The following is a 17,729-nucleotide window of genomic DNA, read 5'->3' as shown; positions in this document are numbered from 1 at the left end:
TCGCCAGCGACTCCATCTGGAGGGAGTCGCTGGCGAAGCTATGTCTGAAAGGATCTTTCTAAAAAAATCCCCTCAAGACAGTTGCTCCCACAGGGGCTTGTATGATCCTATGCGAGCCGGCCTATCGTGGCGATGGGCCGCAAGGCGGCCCCAGTCATTTCAGACGTCTTGCGAGCCTTCGAACCACGCCAGTTTCTCGCGCAACTGCACCACTTCCCCGACGATCACCAGGGTCGGCGCATGCACTTCGTGGCGTGCCACCAACGCCGGCAGGTCGGCCAGGGTGCCGGTGAACACCCGCTGGTTGCGAGTGGTCCCCTGCTGCACCAGCGCGGCCGGCGTACTCGCCGCACGGCCATGGCGGATCAACTCGGCGCAGATGGTCGGCAAGCCGACCAGGCCCATATAGAACACCAGGGTCTGGGCCGGAGCCACCAGGTCATTCCAGGGCAGGTTGCTGGTGCCATCCTTCAGGTGGCCAGTAACGAAGCGCACCGACTGGGCATAGTCCCGGTGGGTCAGCGGAATCCCGCCATAGGCCGAACAACCACTGGCTGCCGTGATGCCCGGTACCACCTGGAACGGAATACCCTCGTCGGCCAGCTCTTCAATCTCCTCGCCTCCCCGGCCAAAGATGAACGGATCGCCACCTTTGAGGCGCAGCACGCGCTTGCCCTGGCGAGCCAGGTCGACCAGCAGGCGGTTGATCTTATCCTGCGGCACGGCATGATCGGCGCGGCGCTTGCCGACATAGATGCGCTCGGCGTCACGCCGGCACATCTCGATGATGGCCGGGGCCACCAGGCGGTCGTACAGCACCACATCGGCTTGCTGCATCAGGCGCAGGGCGCGGAAGGTCAGCAGGTCCGGATCGCCCGGCCCCGCGCCCACCAGGTACACCTCGCCGCCCTGCTGCACCGGCGCGCCGTCGACCATCGCCTGCAACAGACGCTCGGCCTCGGCGCCCTGCCCGGCCAGCTGACGCTCGGCGATCGGGCCCTGGAACACGGTTTCCCAGAAGCCGCGACGCTGGTTGACATCCGGGTACAAGGCCTTGACCCGCTCACGGAAGCGTGCGGCCAGGCCGGCAAGTTCGCCATAGGCAGAGGGGATCCAGGCCTCCAGCTTGGCGCGGATCAACCGCGCCAGCACCGGGGCGTCGCCACCGCTGGAAACCGCCACCACCAGTGGTGAACGGTCGACGATGGCCGGGAAGATCACCGTGCACAGGGCCGGGGCGTCCACCACGTTGACCGGCAGGCTGCGCGCCTGGGCCTCGGTCGAGACCTGGGCGTTGAGCGCCGAGTCGTCGGTCGCCGCGATCACCAGCCGGCAGCCGTCCAGGTCCGAGGCCTGGTAGCCACGCACCAGGACCTCGCCCCCGCCCTCACGGGCCAGCGTGGCGAGCTGACCGTCGACCTCAGGCGCCACCACCCGCAGCGCGGCGCCGGCGTCGGCCAGCAGGCGCGCCTTGCGCAAGGCGATCTCGCCGCCGCCGACGACCAGCACACGGCCACCCTGCAGCTTGTGGAACAGCGGCAGGTAGTCCATTCAGCGAATGACCTCGACGCCACCCATGTACGGCTTGAGCACTTCAGGCACGCGGATCGAACCGTCAGCCTGCTGGTAGTTCTCCAGCACCGCGACCAAGGTACGGCCAACGGCCAGGCCCGACCCGTTGAGGGTGTGCACCAGCTCCGGCTTGCCGGTTTCCGGGTTGCGCCAGCGGGCCTGCATGCGGCGCGCCTGGAAGTCGCCGCAGTTGGAGCAGGAGCTGATCTCGCGGTACTTGTCCTGGCTTGGCACCCAGACTTCCAGGTCGTAGGTCTTCACCGCGCCGAAGCCCATGTCGCCGGTGCACAGCGCGAGTACGCGGTACGGCAGTTCCAGCAGCTGGAGCACACGTTCGGCGTTGGCGGTCAGGCCTTCCAGGGCTTCCATGGATTTCGCGGGTTCGACCACCTGGACCATCTCGACCTTGTCGAACTGGTGCTGGCGGATCATGCCGCGGGTATCACGGCCCGAGGCACCGGCCTCGCTGCGGAAGCACGGGGTGTGGGCGACCAGCTTCAGCGGCAGCTGCTTGGCGTCGAGGATTTCACCCGCCACCAGGTTGGTCAGCGACACTTCGGCGGTCGGGATCAGGTAGAAATCGGCCTCGCCTTCGCGGGTGATCTTGAACAGGTCTTCCTCGAACTTCGGCAGCTGGCCGGTGCCCTGAAGGGCCGGGGCCTGCACCAGGTACGGGGTGTAGTGCTCCTCGTAGCCGTGCTCGCCGGTGTGCAGGTTGATCATGAACTGCGCCAGGGCGCGGTGCAGGCGGGCCACCGGGCCACGCAGCACGGCAAAGCGGGCGCCGGACAGCTTGGCCGCGGCCTCGAAGTCCAGGCCACCGCTGACCTCGCCCAGGGCGACGTGGTCCTTGATCTCGAAATCGAAGGCCTTCGGCGTGCCCCAGCGGCGCACTTCGACGTTGTCGTCTTCGCTGGCGCCGACCGGCACGCTGGCGTCGGGCAGGTTGGGGATGGTCAGCAGGATACCGTCCAGTTCCGCCTGGATACCGTCCAGCTCGGTCTTGCCGGCGGCCAGCTCGTTGGCCATGCGCTCGACGTCGGCCATCAGCGGGGCGATGTCCTCACCCTTGGCCTTGGCCTGGCCGATGGACTTGGAGCGGGCGTTACGCTCAGCCTGCAGTTGCTCGGTGCGGGTCTGCACCGCCTTGCGGCGCTCTTCCAGCGATTCGATGCGCGCGACATCCAGGCTGAAGCCACGGGAGGCCAGGCGGTCAGCCACTTCCTGAAGTTGGCCGCGTAACAGTTTGGAATCGAGCATATCGTTCTCTCGTTATAAGTAGGTGTTGGTTCAGAATCGGGTCAGGGACAGGCCGGCCCAGGTCGCGAGCAGGCCGCCCACCACGCTGATAATGGTATAGCCCAAGGCCAGCGGGACCTGCCCGCTTTCCATCAGGCGCACGGTATCGAGCGAGAAGGAGGAAAAAGTGGTCAGGCCGCCGAGAAAGCCGACGATCAGCCCGGCGCGCAGCTCGACCGGCACCAGCGGCTTGTGCAGGAACAGCCCGTACAGCAGGCCGATCAGCAGGCAGCCGACCAGGTTGACCGCCAGCGTACCGGCATAGAAGTGCCGTGGCCAGTGGGCCGCGACCCAGTTGGCGGTGGCGAAGCGCAACAACGTGCCGGCGATGCCGCCGGCGCTGACTGCGGCAATCAGTGCAATCACGGTTTTCTCCGCTGGCGCGGGCTGGCGCGATCGAGTTCGGCCAGGTGCTTGAGCTTCTCGCCGATCTTCAGTTCCAGGCCGCGGGGTACTGGCTGATAGTACTGGCGCGGTTCGAGCTGCTCGGGGAAATAGTCCTCGCCGGCGGCATAGGCGTCCGGCTCGTCGTGGGCATAGCGGTACTCATCGCCATAGCCCAGTTGCTTCATCAGTTTGGTCGGCGCGTTGCGCAGGTGCAGCGGCACTTCCAGCGAGCCGTGCTCGGCCGCCTCGCGCATCGCCGCCTTGAAGCCCATGTACACCGCGTTGCTTTTTGGCGCGCAGGCGATGTAGGTGATGGCCTGGGCCACCGCCAGCTCGCCTTCTGGGCTGCCCAGCCGCTCCTGCACGTCCCAGGCTGCCAGGCACAGGCTCAGGGCGCGGGGGTCGGCGTTGCCGATGTCCTCGCTGGCCATGCGCACCACACGCCGGGCGATGTACAACGGGTCGCAACCACCATCGAGCATACGTGCATACCAGTACAGCGCACCGTCAGGGTTGGAACCACGCACCGACTTATGCAGCGCCGATATCTGGTCATAGAACGCCTCGCCACCCTTGTCGAAGCGGCGGCGGCTGTCACCGAGCAGGCTCTGCAGCAGCTCGACGCCGATCTCGCCGCCATCTTCAGCCAGGTCCGAGGCGTTCTCGAGGAAGTTGAGCATGCGCCGGCCATCGCCGTCGGCGGCGGCCATGAGCATCTTGAAGGCTTCGTCACCCACCCGCAGGTTGCGCTTGCCCAGGCCGCGCTCCTCGCTCAGGGCGCGATCGACCAGTTTGCGCAGCGCGGCCTCGTCCAGGCTCTTGAGTACATAGACCCGCGCCCGCGACAGCAGCGCGTTGTTCAGTTCGAAGGACGGGTTTTCGGTAGTCGCGCCGATGAAGATCAGCGTGCCGTCTTCCACGTAGGGCAGGAAAGCGTCCTGTTGCGACTTGTTGAAACGATGCACTTCATCGACGAACAGGATGGTGCGCCGACCATACTGGCCGGCCTGCTGCTTGGCCACCTCGACGGCTTGGCGGATCTCCTTGACCCCGGCCAGCACCGCCGAGACCGTTTCGAAGTGGGCGTCGCAAAACTGCGCCAGCAGCCGCGCCAGGGTGGTCTTGCCCACCCCGGGCGGGCCCCAGAAGATCATCGAGTGCAGCGCACCCTGCTCCAGCGCCTCGCGCAGCGGCTTGCCGCGCGCCAGCAGGTGCTCCTGGCCGACATACTCGTCCAGGTTCGACGGGCGCAGGCGGGCGGCCAGGGGCTGGGCGACGGGTTCGCTTCGAAACAGGTCCATCACAGGCTCCGCTTACTCCTTGATGACGTCCGCGCCTTTGGGGATGTCGAACTTGAACTTGCTGTCCGGCACCGCCTGGTTGGCCTTGACGCCATTGAACAGGATGTTGGTGCGCTGGCCGACGCTGTCGATCAGCTGCATGTCATTGATCAACCCCCGGCGGAACGACACGCGCAGCGAGTCGAACAGGGTGTCCTTGGTCTTGGGTTTCAAGGTGAAGTCCATGACCTCGCCCTGCTCCTTGGAGGTGATGTCGAAGCTCTGACTGATCTTCGAGACGTCACCGGACAGCAGCAGCGCCGGCGTCTGGTTCAGGCGCACGTCGAGCTTCTTGACGGTGGCCTGCTCCAGATCCGGGTCCCACAGGGTGACGTTCTTGCCGTCGGACACCACCACCTGCTCCTGGGGCGCGTCGGTATGCCAGTAGAACAGGCCCGGACGCTTGACGGTCATCTTGCCGCTGGTCTCCTGCAGACTGGTGCCACCAGCATCCAGGGTCAACTGGGAGAAATTGGCTTCGATGGTCTGCGACTTCTCCAGCAATTGCGTCAGGCGCTGGACGTCCTGTTCGCCGGCGTGGGCCGACAGGCTGGCCGTGGCCAGGGCAGAAACCAACAGCATGCGAATCGCGCGCATGGAAATCCTCATTGCACAGTGAAGGGGCCGGGCGCCGTCTATGGCGCCCGACAGGTTGTTCATCAATCGCGTGGGCCGCCCGGAGCAATCACTTCCCGCGAGCCGTTGCTGTTCATGGGGGTAACCACACCGGCCATCTCCATCGCCTCGATCATGCGCGCGGCGCGGTTGTAGCCGATCTTGAGCTTGCGCTGCACCGCCGAGATCGATGCCCGGCGGCTTTCCAGCACGAACTGCACCGCTTCGTCGTACAGGGCATCGCTTTCCGAGTCTTCGCCATCGCCGCCACCACCGCCGCCGTCGAAGCCGCTGCCGGCCTCTTCGACACCATTGAGGATGTCGTCGTTGTAGTCCGGCGCGCCACGCAGCTTCCACGCTTCGACGGTGCGGTGCACTTCGTCGTCGGAGACGAAGGCGCCATGCACGCGGATCGGCAGGCTGGTGCCCGGCGGCATGTAGAGCATGTCACCGTGGCCGAGCAACTGTTCGGCGCCGCCCTGGTCGATGATGGTCCGCGAGTCGATCTTGCTCGACACCTGGAACGCCATGCGGGTCGGGATGTTGGCCTTGATCAGGCCGGTGATTACGTCCACCGACGGGCGCTGGGTGGCGAGGATCAGGTGGATACCGGCGGCACGGGCCTTCTGGGCGATACGCGCGATCAGTTCCTCGACCTTCTTGCCGACGATCATCATCATGTCGGCGAATTCGTCGACCACCACCACGATGGTCGGCAGGGTCTTCAGCGTCGGCGGCTCGTCGTCCATGCTCTCGCGACGGTACAGCGGGTCGTGGATGACTTCGCCGGCTTCCTGGGCGTCCTTGATCTTGCGGTTGAAGCCCGCCAGGTTGCGCACGCCCATGGCCGCCATCAGCTTGTAGCGGCGCTCCATTTCGGCGACGCTCCAGCGCAGGGCGTTGGCGGCATCCTTCATGTCGGTGACTACCGGGCACAACAGGTGCGGGATGCCTTCGTAGATCGACAGTTCGAGCATCTTCGGGTCGATCATGATCAGCCGCGCGTCTTCCGGGCCGGACTTGAACAGGATCGACAGGATCATCGCGTTCACACCCACCGACTTACCGGAGCCGGTGGTACCGGCCACCAGCAGGTGGGGCATCTTGGCCAGGTCGGTGATCACCGGCTTGCCGCCGATGTCATGGCCCAGGGCCAGGGTAACCGGCGACTTGTTCTCGTCGAACTGCGGCGACGACAACACCTCGGAGAAGCGCACCATCTGGCGGTTCTCGTTGGGGATCTCGATGCCCACGGTGGTCTTGCCGGGTATCACCTCGACCACGCGCACGCTGGTCACCGCCAGCGAACGCGCCAGGTCCTTGGCCAGGTTGGCGATGCGGCTGACCTTCACGCCGGCGGCCGGCTGGATTTCGTAACGGGTGATCACCGGCCCCGGGTGGATCGAGTCCACCGCGACTTCCACGCCGAATTCCTTGAGTTTGATCTCCAGCAACTGACCGACACCGGCCAGGGACTCAGGCGAGTACTCGATCTTCTTCTGCTCGGCCGGGTCGAGGATGGAAATGGACGGCAAGGTACCTTCCACCGCGCTGTCGATGAACAGCGGTGCCTGTTTTTCCTTCATGACCCGCTTGCTCGGTTCCGGCGCCTTGTCCGCGGTCGGCGGGATGATCACCGGGGCGGCGGGCTGGGTGCGAGCTACCACGGTTTCGCGCGGCACGACCGATTCGCGGGCCACGGCCACTTCGCGCGGCACCACCGGGCGGGCCGGCGGCTCGTCGCGCGTCATCACAGGCTCGGCGCGCTCGCGCAGCTGCGCCTTGGCCGGCTCGCGCCTGTCGCCTTTGCCGCCCAGGTCAAAGACCGGGTCGTCGACTTCACGCAACTGGGCTTCCAGGCGCTTGCGCTCGTTGCGTGCTTCCCACCAGCGGCTGGCTGCGCCTTGCACCAGTTCGAACAGGTCAAGGGTAATCTTGCCCGTCAGGTCCATCACCTTGAACCAGGACAGGTCGGTGAACACCGTCAGGCCGAACAGGAACAGGGCGATGAACATCAGCGTGCTGCCTTGCACGTTCAACAGGTTGCGCGCCAGATCGCCCAGGCTTTCGCCCAGGGCGCCGCCAGCGGAGAACGGGATGTTCGCCGCTGGATGGAAGTGGATATGCGCCAGCGCCGCGCCCGACAGCACCAGGAACACCAGGCCGATCAGACGCCAGGAGAACAGCCAGCCGCTCCACTGCCAGGGCTGATGGCGCTCGCGGAAGATCTGCCAGGTCTTGATTGCCAGCAGCAGCGGGAAGATGTAGGCGAAGTAGCCGAGCACCATGAACAGGATGTCAGCGAAATAGGCCCCGGCGCGGCCGGCGGCGTTCTGCACCTGCTCGGCGTTGCTGGTGTGGCTGAAGCCCGGGTCGGCGGTGTCGTAGGTGACCAGTGCCATCCACAGGTACAGGCACAGTGCGCCGACGGCAATCAGCGCACCTTCCTTCAGGCGGTAGTGCAGCTGCTGCCGCCACAGGGGCACTGGCAAGGGGGCTGGGGTTGCGGTGGATTTCTTCAAAACGCGTCTATTCCTGCGCGTGCTGCGCGTCCAATAGTGATTGGCCGATCACCGGCCAATGAACCACTACTTTTAACATTACTGCTCACCCGCCGCCATGGCGGCACGCTGTATGGCGCGTGAACGGGGCGACTTTCATATGGATGCAATTTGAGCATGCATTTTCTTTTGTGACAAAGGCTTATGCTGTGTTTTTGCACAGGTGTGACAGCAAATGTGCCAGATGGTGCCGATGGCGGTGTGAATGCGTGAACTATCGGCAGTCGATTTTGCCTGGGCAGCCCCGTCGCTGGGCATGCCCCGGGATGACGGTCGTTGACCTCATCCACTCGTCACGCCATGCTGGGCGCTCTCCCCTCCCCCGCCGCCCAAGAACACCATGCTCACCTGGCTGACCCGCGACTCACTGACCTTCCCGCCTCTTGAAAAGGCCCTGCACGACCCCAACGGCCTGCTTGCCGCCGGCGGCGACCTGACCCCGGATCGTCTGGTCGCAGCCTACCGCCACGGCTGCTTCCCCTGGTACCAGGACGGCCAGCCCATCCTCTGGTGGTCGCCCGACCCGCGCACCGTTCTGCTTCCGGACGAACTGCATGTTTCGCGCTCGCTGGCCAAGCTGATCCGCCAAGGCCGCTACCAGGTGAGCTTCGACAGCGACTTCCCGGCGGTGATTGCCGCCTGCGCCGCGCCCCGGGATTACGCCGATGGCACCTGGATCACCGACACCATGCGCGCCGCCTACTGCGAGCTGCACCGCCGCGGCATCGCCCACTCGGTCGAAGTACGCCGGGAGGGTGAACTGGTCGGCGGACTGTATGGCCTGGCCATGGGCCAGCTGTTCTTCGGCGAATCGATGTTCAGCCGCGCCGACAATGCCTCCAAGGTGGGATTCGTGACACTGGTCGAGCACCTGAAGCAGGCAGGCTTCGTGCTGATCGACTGCCAGATGCCCACCGACCATCTGCACAGCCTGGGTGCCCGCGCCATCAGCCGGGCCAGCTTCGCCGATTACCTGGCGCGCCATCTGGACCAGCCCAGTGCGGCCAGCTGGGTTGCCTAGGCGAGTTCCCGGAGCTGGCTTACACTTAGATACAACGTCTCACCTAAGGGGTTGATCATGACAGAGCTGGCGCGGTTGAAGTTCTATGCCACTCAACCCCACTCCTGCAGCTACCTGCCGGATGAGCAGGCGACCACACTGTTTCTCGACCCCAGCCAACCGATGGATGTGCACGTCTACGCCGACCTGTCGGAAATGGGCTTTCGTCGCAGCGGTGACCACCTCTATCGCCCGCATTGCCAGCAGTGCAACGCCTGCGTGCCGGCGCGCATCCCCGCCGCGCGGTTCATTCCCAACCGCCAGCAGCGACGCATCCTCAAGCGCAACGCCGACTTGACCGTCAGCGCCGCCCGCCCGGCGTACAAGGAAGAGTACTTCGACCTGTACCGGCGCTATATCGAACAGCGTCACGCCGACGGCGACATGTACCCGCCAAGCCGCGACCAGTTCTCCACCTTCCTGGTGCGCGACCTGCCGTTCTGCTGGTTCTACGAGTTCCGCCTGGAAGGCCGGCTGCTGGCCGTGGCGGTGTGTGACCTGCTACCCAACGGCCTGTCGGCGGTCTATACCTTCTACGAGCCCGAGGAAGAGCGCCGCAGCCTTGGCCGCTACGCGATCCTCTGGCAGATCACCGAAGCCTTGCGCCAGAACCTGGAGGCCGTTTACCTCGGCTACTGGATCAAGAACTGCAAGAAGATGAACTACAAGACCCAGTACCGCCCCATCGAATTGCTGATCAACCAGCGCTGGGTCACCCTCAACTGAAAGGCATTGGCTTGAAACACAATTTTCGGGCATAATCCACGCCACTTTTTTGCCCGGTGCAGTTGCGCGTCGGGCCATCACTGGATACCGAGGGCTTTACTGCATGTCGAAAGAAGACAGCTTCGAAATGGAAGGCACTGTCGTCGACACCCTGCCCAACACCATGTTCCGCGTGGAGTTGGAAAACGGGCACGTCGTTACCGCGCACATCTCTGGCAAGATGCGCAAGAACTACATCCGTATTCTCACTGGCGACAAGGTCCGCGTCGAACTGACGCCATACGACCTGAGCAAGGGCCGCATCACCTACCGTGCGCGCTAAGCTCAAGCCATGAAAAAGCCCGGCCATTGTGCCGGGCTTTTTTGTGGACGCTGAAAAGCATCGCGGGGCCAGCCCGCTCCCACGCCAGTTTCTGCTGGCGTGGGAGCGGGCTGGCCCCGCGATGGTCGTTACGCAACCTCAGCCGTGGTCTCGTAATCGAACACCAGCTCATCATCGCGCAGGTCGATGTGCACCACACCGCCATGCTCGGCCAGCTCACCGAACAGGATCTCTTCGGCCAACGGCCGCTTGATCTTGTCCTGGATCAGCCGCGCCATTGGCCGCGCACCCATCTGCACGTCGTAGCCCGAGGCCGCCAGCCAGCCGCGCGCGGCGTCGGTGACCTCCAGCAGCACACGCTTGTCTTCCAGCTGCGCCTGCAGTTCGATAAGGAACTTGTCGACGATGCTCTTGATCGTCTCGTGGGACAGGCGGCCGAACTGGATGATGGTGTCCAGGCGGTTGCGGAACTCCGGCGTGAAGCTCTTGCGGATGACCTCCATAGCGTCGGAGGAGTGGTCCTGGTGGGTGAAGCCGATCGAGGCCCGCGCTGCCGTTTCGGCACCGGCGTTGGTGGTCATGATCAGGATCACGTTGCGGAAGTCCGCCTTGCGCCCGTTGTTGTCGGTCAGGGTCCCGTGGTCCATCACCTGCAGCAGCAGGTTGAAGACTTCCGGGTGGGCCTTCTCGATTTCATCGAGCAGCAGCACGCAGTGCGGCTGCTTGGTGATGGCCTCGGTCAGCAGGCCACCCTGGTCGAACCCGACGTAGCCGGGCGGCGCACCGATCAGCCGCGACACGGTGTGACGCTCCATGTACTCGGACATGTCGAAGCGCACCAACTCGACACCCAGGGCCTTGGCCAGCTGGCGAGCCGCCTCGGTCTTGCCCACGCCGGTGGGGCCGGCGAACAGGAACGAGCCCACCGGCTTGTCCGGCGCCTTGAGGCCGGCACGGGACAGCTTGATGGCGGTGGCCAGCGAGTCGATCGCCGCATCCTGGCCGAACACGGTCAGTTTCAGGTCGCGTTCGAGGTTGCGCAGCAGCTCCTTGTCGGAGCTGGTGACGTGCTTCGGCGGGATCCGCGCGATCTTGGCGACGATGTCCTCGACCTGCGGCACGTCGATACGCTTGACGCGATTGGCTTCAGGCTGCAGGCGCTGGTAGGCGCCGGCCTCGTCGATCACGTCGATGGCCTTGTCCGGCATGTGCCGGTCATTGATGTAGCGCGACGCCAGTTCGGCGGCGGCGCGCAGGGCCTCGTCGCTGTACTCGATGTTGTGGTGGCTTTCAAAGCGCCCTTTCAGGCCACGCAGGATGCCCACGGTGTCTTCCACCGACGGCTCGGTGACATCGACCTTCTGGAAGCGACGCGCCAAGGCACGGTCCTTCTCGAAGATGCCGCGGAACTCCTGGAACGTGGTGGAGCCGATGCAGCGGATCTCCCCAGACGACAACAGGGGCTTGAGCAGGTTGGACGCATCCATCACGCCACCCGAAGCCGCACCGGCGCCGATGATGGTGTGAATCTCGTCGATGAACAGGATCGCCTGCGGGCGCTTGCGCAGCTCGCCGAGCAGCGCCTTGAAGCGCTTCTCGAAGTCGCCACGGTACTTGGTGCCGGCCAGCAGCGCGCCGAGGTCCAGGGAATAGACGACGCTCTGTGCCAGCAGGTCGGGCACCTGACCATCGACGATGCGCTTGGCCAGGCCTTCGGCGATGGCAGTCTTGCCCACGCCGGCCTCGCCGACCAGCAACGGGTTGTTCTTGCGCCGACGGGCAAGGATCTGCGCGACGCGCTCGACCTCCTGCTCACGACCAACCAGCGGATCGATACGACCGGCACGGGCCAGTTCGTTGAGGTTGCTGGCGTAAGCGTCCAGCGGGTTGCTGGAAGAGGAAGCCTCGCCGCCCTCCTCATCCTGCATGTCCTGGTCGCTGTCGGTGTTCGGCCCATGGCCCGGCACCTTGCTGATGCCATGGGCGATGTAGTTGACGACGTCGATACGCGCCACGCTCTGCTGCTTGAGCAGGAACACCGCCTGGCTTTCCTGTTCGCTGAAGATCGCCACCAGCACGTTGGCGCCGGTCACTTCGCGCTTGCCGGAGCTCTGCACGTGGAACACGGCACGCTGCAGCACGCGCTGGAAACCCAGCGTCGGTTGCGTCTCGCGGTCCTCGTCATGCACGGGGATCAGCGGGGTGGTGGAATCGATGAACTCCTGCAGGTCGTGCTTGAGCTTGTCGAGATTGGCGCCACAGGCGCGCAGAACGGTCGCGGCAGCCTCATTGTCAAGGAGTGCCAGCAGCAGGTGTTCGACGGTCATGAACTCATGACGTTTCGAACGGGCCTCCTTGAAGGCCAGATTGAGGGTGACTTCGAGCTCGCGGTTTAACATAGCTTCACCTCATACCCAAGTGGTCGGCGATTAACCGTCCTTCTCGATTTCACAGAGTAGCGGATGCTGGCTTTCCCTGGCGTATTGGTTGACCTGCATGGCCTTTGTCTCGGCGATGTCACGGGTAAACAATCCGCACACTGCCCGCCCTTCGGTATGGACGGTCAGCATGATCTTGGTCGCCAGCTCGCGGTTCAGATTGAAGAACGTCTCGAGCACTTCGACGACGAAATCCATTGGCGTGTAGTCATCGTTGAACAAAACCACCTTGTACATCGGTGGCGCCTGCAGGATCGGCTTGGCCTCCTGGACGGCAAGGCCCGCGCCATCGTCCTCATGCCCGTCCTCATGCGACTGCGGGCGATCCTGATTGAATGTTAGTCGAATCTCACTGAGTACATGCATGGAAAGAATTTCATCATGATCGACAGGTTAAGGTTGTGGGTTGACTGCGCAGGCCCCTCCCGGCGCGGGCGCCGGCTGACCTTGACTATCGGCAAAACGGTGTTACAACCAATAAGAACCCACCGTGGTCGATAAAGATCCGCGCAGTCAACCAGATTTTCTCGCAAGGTTCGTATGCGGATGAAGTGGATGATACTCCAGTGATGGAGTCCTTTGCAGAGGGACATAGGGATGGCAAGCGGTAAAGTCAAGTGGTTCAACAATGCCAAGGGCTACGGATTCATCAATGAGGAGGGTAAGAGCGAAGACCTGTTCGCCCATTACTCTGCCATCCAGATGGAAGGCTACAAGACGCTGAAAGCCGGCCAAACCGTGAACTTCGAGATCATCCAGGGCCCCAAAGGGCTGCATGCGATCGACATCAGAAGCGCCACCAGCAACGTCCAGGCCAGCGCCACGAACCCAAGCAGCACCGTCGAAGCCTGACCTCTGGCCTGTCTGCCGGTAAACGAAAAAACCGGTCGCTCCTTTAATTAAAGAGGCGACCGGTTTTTTTGCCACGCTTACATGTGCTTGATCAACGCCTCGCCAAAGCCCGAGCTGCCGACCAGGGTCGCACCATCCATCAGGCGCTCGAAGTCGTAGGTCACGGTCTTGGCCGCAATGGCGCCATTGGTGCCCTTGATGATCAGGTCCGCCGCCTCGGTCCATCCCATGTGCCGCAGCATCATCTCGGCCGACAGGATCACCGACCCTGGGTTGACCTGATCCTTGCCTGCGTACTTCGGCGCGGTACCGTGAGTGGCCTCGAACATGGCCACGGTGTCCGACAGGTTGGCCCCCGGCGCAATGCCGATACCGCCCACCTCGGCCGCCAGGGCGTCGGACAGGTAGTCACCATTGAGGTTGAGCGTGGCGATTACATCGTACTCGGCCGGGCGCAGCAGGATCTGCTGGAGCATGGCGTCGGCGATGGCATCCTTGACGATCACCTCGCGGCCGGTGCGCGGGTTCTTGAACTTCATCCACGGACCGCCATCGAGCAGTTCGGCGCCGAACTCGTCGCGGGCCACCTCATAGCCCCAGTCCTTGAAGGCACCTTCGGTGAACTTCATGATGTTGCCCTTGTGCACCAGGGTCAGCGACTTGCGGTCGTTATCCACGACATATTGCAGGGCCTTGCGCACCAGGCGCTTGGTGCCTTCCTTCGATACCGGCTTGACGCCGATGCCGCAGTCCTGGTCGAAGCGGATCTTGGTGACCCCCATTTCCTCCTTGAGGAACTTGATCACCTTGTTCGCCTCGGGCGAGCCGGCCTTCCACTCGATACCGGCATAGATGTCCTCGGAGTTCTCGCGGAAGATCACCATGTCGACGTCGCCTGGCTTTTTCACCGGGCTCGGCACGCCCTGGAACCACACCACCGGACGCAGGCACACATACAGGTCGAGTTGCTGGCGCAACGCCACGTTGAGCGAACGAATGCCGCCACCGACCGGCGTGGTCAGCGGCCCCTTGATCGACACCACGTAGTCTTTCACCGCATCCAGGGTTTCCTGGGGCAGCCAGGTGTCCTGGTCATAGACCTGGGTGGCCTTCTCGCCAGCGTACACCTCCATCCAGGCGATCTTGCGCTTGCCGCCATAGGCCTTCTCCACGGCGGCATCGACCACCTTGATCATCACCGGCGAGACGTCCACGCCGATGCCGTCGCCTTCGATGTAGGGAATGATGGGGTTGTCGGGAACATTGAGCGAATGGTCTGCATTGACGGTGATCTTGGCACCATCGGTCGGAACCTTGATTTTCTGGTATCCCATGCTGCACTACTCCGCTTTTCCTGGGTGATTGGAAATCGTGCGATCCACTGAGCCTAAACCACATCCGCCGACCTGCAAGGGAGGAGCCCGCCAACACCGGCAAACAGCTGGCAAATGCCTGCGGCAACACGCCACATTGCCCCTACGTCTTTGGTCTTATAAATGCGCTGATACCACTTCGCCTTGCTGATTAGCCCAAAGGGTTTGATATACTCCGGCGCGACCATAGGGTCATCGGGGCGAACCCTAGGAAAATGCGGCTCGCCCTTGGTCATGAATGGCCACAAAGCCTGGGTCGTTACCGCGGCCCAGCACTTGACGCTCGACTGATGCATCCACCATCACCGCTCGCAGCCTCTCGACTTTCCGCTCATGGCGTCGCCAGGGCGAAGCGCCTACCCTGCGCACCTCGAGACTCGAGTACGCTCAGCACATAGAGAGTTAACCCGCATGCCCACCCGTTCCAAGATCATCTACACCTTCACCGACGAAGCCCCCGCCCTCGCCACCTACTCGCTGCTGCCGATCGTCGAGGCCTTCACTGCCTCCGCCGACATCGCCGTCGAAACCCGCGACATCTCCCTGGCCGGCCGTATTCTCGCCGCCTTCCCGGAGCAACTGGGCGCCGAGAAGCAGGTAGGCGATCACCTGGCGGAACTGGGCCAGCTGGCCACCACCCCTGAAGCCAACATCATCAAGCTGCCGAACATTTCCGCTTCGGTTCCACAGCTGAAGGCCGCGATCAAGGAGCTGCAAGCCAAGGGCTTCAACATCCCCGACTACGCCGACGAGCCGGCCAGCGCCGAAGAGAAAGAATCGCGCGCCCGCTACGACCGCATCAAGGGCAGCGCCGTGAACCCGGTCCTGCGCGAAGGCAACTCCGACCGCCGCGCGCCGCTGTCGGTCAAGAACTACGCCCGCAAGCACCCACACAAGATGGGCGCCTGGGCCGCCGACTCCAAGTCGCACGTTGCCCACATGACCCAGGGCGACTTCTACGGCAGCGAGAAGGCCGCGCTGATCGAGGCTGACGACAGCCTGCGCATCGAGCTGGTCGGCAAGGACGGCAGCACCACCGTGCTGAAAGAAAAGACCGCCGTCAAAGCCGCCGAAGTGATCGACTGCGCGACCATGAGCCGCAAGGCCCTCAAAGCCTTCATCGCCGAGCAGATCGCCGATGCCAAGGCCTCCGGCGTGCTGCTGTCGGTGCACCTGAAAGCCACCATGATGAAGGTTTCCGACCCGATCATGTTCGGCGTGATCGTCGAAGAGTTCTACAACGACGTGCTCGCCAAGCACGCCGCCGCGCTGGCCGAAGTGGGCTTCAACGCCAACAACGGCATCGGCGACCTGTACGCCCGCATCAAGGACCTGCCTGCTGAAAAGCAAGCCGAGATCGAAGCCGATATCCAGGCCCTGTACGCCGTTCGCCCGGCCCTGGCCATGGTCAACTCGGACAAGGGCATCACCAACCTGCACGTACCGAGCGACGTCATCGTCGACGCCTCGATGCCGGCGATGATCCGCGACTCGGGCAAGATGTGGAACACCGCAGGTGAGCTGCAGGACGCCAAGGCCGTGATCCCGGACCGCTGCTACGCCGGCATCTACCAGGCTACCATCGAAGACTGCAAGGCCAACGGCGCCTTCGACCCGACCACCATGGGCAGCGTGCCGAACGTTGGCCTGATGGCGCAGAAAGCCGAAGAGTACGGCTCCCACGACAAGACCTTCCAGATCAAGGCCGACGGCGTCGTGCGCGTAGTCGACGGCAAGGGCAAGGTCGTCCTGGAGCAGAACGTCGAAGCCGGTGACATCTTCCGCATGTGCCAGACCAAGGACGCGCCGATCCAGGACTGGGTCAAGCTGGCCGTCAACCGTGCCCGCCTGAGCAACACCCCGGCGGTGTTCTGGCTGGACCCGGCCCGCGCCCACGACGGCGTGATGATCGAGAAGGTGCAGCAGTACCTGAAGGATCACGACACCGCCGGCCTGGATATCCGCATCCTGGCCCCGGTCGACGCCATCAAGTTCTCCCTGGCCCGCATCCGCGAAGGCAAGGACACCATCTCGGTGACCGGCAACGTGCTGCGCGACTACCTGACCGACCTGTTCCCAATCATGGAGCTGGGCACCAGCGCCAAGATGCTGTCGATCGTGCCACTGATGAACGGCGGTGGCCTGTTCGAGACCGGCGCCGGTGGTTCGGCACCGAAGCACGTACAGCAGCTGGTTGAAGAGAACTTCCTGCGTTGGGACTCGCTGGGTGAATTCCTGGCCCTGGCCGCTTCCCTGGAGCACCTGGGCAACACCTACGACAACCCGCGCGCCAAGGTCCTGGCCAACACCCTGGACCAGGCCACCGGCAAGTTCCTCGACACCAACAAGTCGCCTTCGCGCAAGGTTGGCGGTATCGACAACCGTGGCAGCCACTTCTACCTGACCCTGTACTGGGCAGAAGCACTGGCCGCCCAGTCCGATGACGCCGCCCTGCAGGCGCGCTTCGCCCCGCTGGCCAAGACCCTGAGCGAGAACGAAGCGACCATCGTCGCCGAGCTCAACGCTGTCCAGGGCAAGCCGGCCGACATCGGTGGCTACTACGCCCCGGATGCCGAGCTGACCGCCAAGGTGATGCGCCCAAGCCAGACCCTGAACAGCGCCATTGCCGCACTGTAAGGTTCGCTTGAAGTAACAGCACAAACCCCGGCCACGCACCGGGGTTTGTGCTTTCTGGGACTGGGACTGCTGCGCATCCCCCTGCATGCAAAAGGACAACCCCAATGACCTGGCAACCCCACATCACTGTCGCCACCGTCGTCGAACACGAGGGCAAGTTCCTCTTCGTCGAGGAGTTCAAGGCCGGCCGGCATGTCTTCAACCAGCCCGCCGGCCACCTCGAAGCCAATGAAACCATCACCCAGGCCGCCCTGCGCGAAACCCTCGAGGAAACCGCCTGGGAAGTCGAGCTCACCGGCGTGGTCGGCATCTACCTATATACCGCCCCCAGCAACGGCGTCACCTACCAGCGCATCTGCTTCGCCGCCCGCCCCGTGCGCCACCACCAAGGCCGCGCACTGGACAGCGACATCGTCCGCGCCGCATGGCTGACCCGCGACGAACTGCTGGCCGAGCCGTCGCGCTGGCGCAGCGAGCTGGTCCCGCGCTGCCTCGACGACTACCTCAAAGGCCCGCTGCACAGCCTTGACCTGCTGCGCGACTGACG

Annotated in this window: 15 protein-coding genes; 6 read left to right on the top strand and 9 right to left on the bottom strand. The window is 63.9% G+C overall.

Annotation, left to right across the window (positions count from 1 at the left end; genetic code table 11):
* Positions 1-159: 159 nt before the first annotated feature.
* From cysG to DFS21_RS26315, 6 genes are all read right to left on the bottom strand, one after another.
* Positions 160-1,551, bottom strand: a complete 1,392-nt coding sequence (cysG, locus tag DFS21_RS26340; RefSeq protein WP_102682640.1) for a siroheme synthase CysG — start codon at positions 1,549-1,551, stop codon at positions 160-162.
* The gene (serS, locus tag DFS21_RS26335; protein ID WP_102682641.1) at positions 1,552-2,832 is read right to left on the bottom strand and encodes a serine--tRNA ligase; all 1,281 of its coding nucleotides are present in this window, start codon (positions 2,830-2,832) and stop codon (positions 1,552-1,554) included. It lies immediately after the preceding gene.
* A gap of 30 nt (positions 2,833-2,862) precedes the next feature.
* Complete coding sequence (gene crcB / locus DFS21_RS26330) at positions 2,863-3,237, bottom strand: fluoride efflux transporter CrcB (protein WP_102682642.1); 375 nt, start codon at positions 3,235-3,237, stop codon at positions 2,863-2,865.
* Complete coding sequence (locus DFS21_RS26325) at positions 3,234-4,559, bottom strand: replication-associated recombination protein A (protein WP_102682643.1); 1,326 nt, start codon at positions 4,557-4,559, stop codon at positions 3,234-3,236. The genes crcB and DFS21_RS26325 overlap by 4 nt, the downstream gene beginning before the upstream one ends.
* 12 nt (positions 4,560-4,571) lie before the next feature.
* Positions 4,572-5,195: an outer membrane lipoprotein chaperone LolA gene (lolA, locus tag DFS21_RS26320; protein ID WP_102682644.1), complete on the bottom strand. Its 624-nt coding sequence runs from the start codon at positions 5,193-5,195 to the stop codon at positions 4,572-4,574.
* 62 nt (positions 5,196-5,257) lie between these two features.
* A complete protein-coding gene (locus tag DFS21_RS26315; RefSeq protein ID WP_111533457.1) occupies positions 5,258-7,735 on the bottom strand; it encodes a DNA translocase FtsK in 2,478 nt (825 codons plus the stop codon).
* 379 nt (positions 7,736-8,114) lie between these two features.
* Between DFS21_RS26315 and aat the strand changes: the two genes are divergently transcribed.
* From aat to infA, 3 genes are all read left to right on the top strand, one after another.
* Positions 8,115-8,795: a leucyl/phenylalanyl-tRNA--protein transferase gene (aat, locus tag DFS21_RS26310; RefSeq protein WP_110698418.1), complete on the top strand. Its 681-nt coding sequence runs from the start codon at positions 8,115-8,117 to the stop codon at positions 8,793-8,795.
* 57 nt (positions 8,796-8,852) lie between these two features.
* The gene (locus tag DFS21_RS26305) at positions 8,853-9,560 is read left to right on the top strand and encodes an arginyltransferase (protein WP_102682647.1); all 708 of its coding nucleotides are present in this window, start codon (positions 8,853-8,855) and stop codon (positions 9,558-9,560) included.
* A gap of 103 nt (positions 9,561-9,663) precedes the next feature.
* Positions 9,664-9,882, top strand: coding sequence for a translation initiation factor IF-1 (infA, locus tag DFS21_RS26300; protein WP_002553999.1), 219 nt, complete (start codon positions 9,664-9,666; stop codon positions 9,880-9,882).
* A 128-nt stretch (positions 9,883-10,010) separates the two neighbouring features.
* Here the strand turns inward: infA and clpA are convergent, their stop codons facing one another.
* Together clpA and clpS are read right to left on the bottom strand one after the other, a co-directional pair.
* Positions 10,011-12,281: an ATP-dependent Clp protease ATP-binding subunit ClpA gene (gene clpA, locus DFS21_RS26295; protein ID WP_038705843.1), complete on the bottom strand. Its 2,271-nt coding sequence runs from the start codon at positions 12,279-12,281 to the stop codon at positions 10,011-10,013.
* Between the two features lie 30 nt (positions 12,282-12,311).
* Positions 12,312-12,686 carry an ATP-dependent Clp protease adapter ClpS gene (gene clpS / locus DFS21_RS26290; protein WP_023630410.1) on the bottom strand — a complete coding sequence of 125 codons (375 nt, stop codon included), beginning with the start codon at positions 12,684-12,686 and terminating at the stop codon, positions 12,312-12,314.
* A 231-nt stretch (positions 12,687-12,917) separates the two neighbouring features.
* On the opposite strand from clpS, the gene cspD reads away from it, so the two are divergent.
* Entirely contained in the window at positions 12,918-13,172 is a 255-nt protein-coding gene (gene cspD, locus DFS21_RS26285; RefSeq protein WP_111533456.1) for a cold shock domain-containing protein CspD, read from the top strand.
* Between the two features lie 77 nt (positions 13,173-13,249).
* Here the strand turns inward: cspD and icd are convergent, their stop codons facing one another.
* Entirely contained in the window at positions 13,250-14,506 is a 1,257-nt protein-coding gene (gene icd / locus DFS21_RS26280; protein WP_102682649.1) for an NADP-dependent isocitrate dehydrogenase, read from the bottom strand.
* A 450-nt stretch (positions 14,507-14,956) separates the two neighbouring features.
* Here icd and DFS21_RS26270 point away from each other — a divergent pair, with 450 nt between their 5' ends.
* Together DFS21_RS26270 and DFS21_RS26265 are read left to right on the top strand one after the other, a co-directional pair.
* Positions 14,957-17,182 (top strand): NADP-dependent isocitrate dehydrogenase, encoded by a 2,226-nt coding sequence (locus DFS21_RS26270; protein ID WP_046856175.1) that lies wholly within the window; start codon positions 14,957-14,959, stop codon positions 17,180-17,182.
* Between the two features lie 104 nt (positions 17,183-17,286).
* Positions 17,287-17,727, top strand: coding sequence for an NUDIX hydrolase (locus DFS21_RS26265; RefSeq protein ID WP_111533455.1), 441 nt, complete (start codon positions 17,287-17,289; stop codon positions 17,725-17,727).
* The last annotated feature ends 2 nt before the right edge of the window (positions 17,728-17,729 follow it).

It is taken from the genome of Pseudomonas sp. 2848, from assembly GCF_003253945.1.
Lineage (GTDB): Bacteria > Pseudomonadota > Gammaproteobacteria > Pseudomonadales > Pseudomonadaceae > Aquipseudomonas.
This window is presented reverse-complemented; position numbering and strand designations above follow the sequence as displayed.